The sequence below is a fragment of the Candidatus Nitrosopumilus salarius BD31 genome (assembly GCF_000242875.2).
Classification (GTDB): Archaea; Thermoproteota; Nitrososphaeria; order Nitrososphaerales; family Nitrosopumilaceae; genus Nitrosopumilus; species Nitrosopumilus salarius.
On record NZ_AEXL02000007.1, the window covers coordinates 1 to 3,213 of the forward strand.

Below are 3,213 nucleotides of genomic sequence, written 5' to 3' on the forward strand. Positions count from 1 at the left end.
GATAAAAGCGTTATCAAGATGATGGCTCCTCCACGTATAATGTTCCTCTCATGTTATAGTGAATCAACCCACAGTATTCTCTGCATTGGATATCATGTTGTCCAACTTCTGTTGGTGCAAACCATACAGTATTAATTCTACCAGGGACTGCATCCATCAAGACAACATAATCATGAATGTTAAAAGAATGATTGACGTCTTTTGATTGTATTTCAAATTTGTACGCCTTGCCAGTTTCAACATGTAATTCGCCTATTTCTTTAGTACCATCTTCATGCTCAAAACTCCAGAACCATTGTTGTCCAGTTACTTTGATAACTTCAGCATCTTCAGGAACATGGTCAACAAGTCTTTCTGCTTCCCAAGCTTCTGCTCCTACCCAAACCATTAATGCAATTACAACACCAACATAGATCCATTCAGGCCAACTAGAATGTCCACTCAATTTTACCAGTCCGTCCCCTCGTATGGAGTTGGTTTTGCCTTTGGATTTGATTCTCTAAATCTCCAACATTGCCAAATAATTGTACCAGATACTACTGCACCAACTACAAATGCTATAGTCATCATTTAAAATAAGTTCCAAATAATCACTCTACGATCAAGGTATTTACCAGGTTCGTCCCCTGCAGCAAATGCTGACTCAATAACTGGAACTAATATCATAACTGCCAATACTAAGAATAACACTGTCATCTTCATTAGCGATTGAATGACGTCATCTATAATTTCTATTTAAGGGTTTTCAAGATTATTAGTTACCAACCTTGATCGAATCGTGATGGGTGCATTACATTTAGTCCTGAAAGGGAGAACTTTCTCTCTTTTTCTCTAAAAAATGTTAAGAGAGGCATTTGCAATGATCAATTCAAACAGATTGGTAGGAGAGAGATCAACTATCGTAGATAGCATTGCTTTGATTGGATCCATGTGAGTTACAAGTACCACATTTTCATCAGGATGTTTTTCAACGACATGATTGACTATTCCCAATACTCGTTTTTTCACTTCAGAAAAAGTTTCTACTCCGTTGTGAGCAATTTCCAATTCGCCATTATAGAATTTCATGAAGACGTTTCCATGACTAGTAAAAATTTCATCATATGGAACACCAGTAAATTTTCCCATATCAAGCTCAATTAGTCGCTCATCAATTGTAACATCAAGTGAATTGTGTTTTCCAACAATCTCTGCAGTATGTTTTGCTCTTTGTATTGGACTTGAATAAATTGCAGAGATATTCATGTGTTCAAGTAATTCAGCAGTATGCTCTGCTTGTTTAATTCCAATTTCAGTTAATGGGACACCTTCTGTTCTTCCAGCTAAGATTCTTTCGGTATTATTTTTGGCCTGACCGTGTCTAAGGAAAATAATCTGACCCAATTTGATTCAAATTCAAATAGAGATAATAATAAGATTATCAGACATATATCATGAAGATCGGAATTATTGGTGGAACCGGAGGAATGGGAAAAGGTTTTGCGTTAAGATGGTCACAAAACCATGACGTTATTGTTGGTTCTAGAGATGCAACAAGAGCATCTGAATCCGCATCCGAATATTCCAAGATGGCAAAAGAAGCATTTGGTGAAATTAAGGGATCAATTTCTGGAAACGATAATGTTTCAGTTGCAAAAGAAAGCGATGTTTTGATTTTATCAATTCCATATGAGAACATTGATTCTGTATGTTCTGGAATACTATCTGAAGTAAAAGATAGTTGTGTTGTGGTATCACCAATTGTTCCAATGACAAAAACAGATGTAGGATTTGAATGCGTTTCAATTAAAGAGAACAAACCATTCTCATACAAGCTTGTATCAAACCATATGAAAAACAAATCAAAACTAGTTTCAGCATTTCATGTAATTTCTGAAAAAAAATTAGTAAATCCTACACTAGAACTAGATTATGACATCTTTGTTTGTGGAGATGACGATGAATCTGTCCAAGTAGTTAATGGATTGATTGGAGAGATCAAAGGATTAAGATCAATTTACTTGGGACCAATAGAATTATCATATCTTGCAGAAATGTCAACACCGTTACTTCTTAATGCAATGATAAGAAACAAGCTAAAGAATCCTGGAATTAAAATTATCTAAGTCTGTTTTTTCATTTAACATGAGTCACGAGTACTATAGACGGGGCAGGAATTGGTTTACAGCAATAGGTGTTCTTTTTTGTGTTATGGGAGGAATAGTAATGATTCAACAATTATTGATATGGGGGATAGATTTTGTTGAAGAATTTCTGCTAAATGGGGAAATTACTAATGAAAAAGTTTCAATGGCAATGTTGATCTTTGGGATTTTTATGATAGCATTAGGATTCAGAAAGCATGAACAGAGATGAATTTCTAAAATCTCAGAAAATATTACGATTAGCAACAATTGGTAAAAATAAAACACCACACATTGTCCCTGTCTGGTACAGATATAGTAAAAAAAAACTCTACATAGGAACAAATACTAGAACTCAAAAGGCAAAAAACATCAAAAAAACAAAGGAGTTTCTTGCTGTATTGATGTAGGAATTAATGCTCCAAAAATTTATGGTGTAATGATTCAAGGAAATGCAAATTTGATTTTAGAGAGCAGTAAAGTAAAAACCATTGCAAAAAAAATTCTTTTACGATATTTTAAAACACTAGATAACAAATCTGCAAAGGAATTGCTAGATGATACTAATTGCGTTATAGAGATAATTCCTGAGAAATTTTCAGTGTGGAATTACTGAGTCATAAATTCTTCAATCTTGTTCATTGCGGAATCCAATACTTTAAGATCAGGAAGATAAACTAGTCTAAAGTGTCCGCTACCATACTTTTCACCAAAACCAGATCCATGAACAGTCAATACACCTTTTGTTTCAAGTAATTTTGTAACAAATTCCTTATCAGAACCAAATCTATTGTCTTCAATTTTTGGAAATGCATAAAATGCACCCTTTGGGTTTGGACATGAGAGACCAGGTATTTCATTAAGTCGCTTTACAACCAAATCTCGGCGTTTTTTAATTTCAGAAACAAAATCATTAATGTATCCTTGAGGTCCACGAAGAGATTCCAAAGCTGCATGTTGTACTGGAAGACTGGTTGCAATTCTAACTCTTGCCAATTTTGGAAGATGTTCACGAAGTGCTTCAAGTTGAGGTGATTGATTAAATGCAATATATCCAATTCTCCAGCCAGACATTAGATGGACTTTGGAG

The 3,213-nt window shown here is 34.6% G+C and carries 9 protein-coding genes; 4 read left to right on the top strand and 5 right to left on the bottom strand.

What is annotated here, in order from left to right; all coding sequences use genetic code 11:
- Positions 1–13: 13 nt before the first annotated feature.
- The 4 genes from BD31_RS00100 to BD31_RS00110 all read right to left on the bottom strand — a co-directional run bounded on the left by BD31_RS00100 (position 14) and on the right by BD31_RS00110 (position 1,383).
- A complete protein-coding gene (locus BD31_RS00100; RefSeq protein ID WP_008296611.1) occupies positions 14–445 on the bottom strand; it encodes a cupredoxin domain-containing protein in 432 nt (143 codons plus the stop codon).
- Positions 446–447: 2 nt separating this feature from the next.
- Positions 448–570 carry a hypothetical protein gene (locus BD31_RS10940; RefSeq protein WP_008296598.1) on the bottom strand — a complete coding sequence of 41 codons (123 nt, stop codon included), beginning with the start codon at positions 568–570 and terminating at the stop codon, positions 448–450.
- On the bottom strand, positions 571–696 hold the full coding sequence (locus BD31_RS10945; RefSeq protein WP_256359028.1) for a hypothetical protein: 126 nt from the start codon (positions 694–696) through the stop codon (positions 571–573).
- A gap of 135 nt (positions 697–831) precedes the next feature.
- Positions 832–1,383 carry a histidine phosphatase family protein gene (locus tag BD31_RS00110; RefSeq protein ID WP_008296609.1) on the bottom strand — a complete coding sequence of 184 codons (552 nt, stop codon included), beginning with the start codon at positions 1,381–1,383 and terminating at the stop codon, positions 832–834.
- A 50-nt stretch (positions 1,384–1,433) separates the two neighbouring features.
- Between BD31_RS00110 and npdG the strand changes: the two genes are divergently transcribed.
- From npdG to BD31_RS10500, 4 genes are all read left to right on the top strand, one after another.
- Entirely contained in the window at positions 1,434–2,105 is a 672-nt protein-coding gene (gene npdG, locus BD31_RS00115) for an NADPH-dependent F420 reductase (RefSeq protein WP_008296607.1), read from the top strand.
- 100 nt (positions 2,106–2,205) lie between these two features.
- Positions 2,206–2,355, top strand: coding sequence for a hypothetical protein (locus BD31_RS10490; protein WP_008296604.1), 150 nt, complete (start codon positions 2,206–2,208; stop codon positions 2,353–2,355).
- Positions 2,342–2,533: a pyridoxamine 5'-phosphate oxidase family protein gene (locus BD31_RS10495; RefSeq protein WP_008296615.1), complete on the top strand. Its 192-nt coding sequence runs from the start codon at positions 2,342–2,344 to the stop codon at positions 2,531–2,533. The genes BD31_RS10490 and BD31_RS10495 overlap by 14 nt, the downstream gene beginning before the upstream one ends.
- Positions 2,534–2,562: 29 nt before the next feature.
- On the top strand, positions 2,563–2,739 hold the full coding sequence (locus tag BD31_RS10500) for a hypothetical protein (protein ID WP_008296613.1): 177 nt from the start codon (positions 2,563–2,565) through the stop codon (positions 2,737–2,739).
- On the opposite strand, the gene BD31_RS00130 is transcribed toward BD31_RS10500, so the two are convergent.
- Positions 2,733–3,213, bottom strand: a 481-nt coding sequence (locus BD31_RS00130) for an aminotransferase class I/II-fold pyridoxal phosphate-dependent enzyme (protein ID WP_008296601.1), incomplete at its 5' end; no start/stop codon positions are given. The genes BD31_RS10500 and BD31_RS00130 overlap by 7 nt on opposite strands.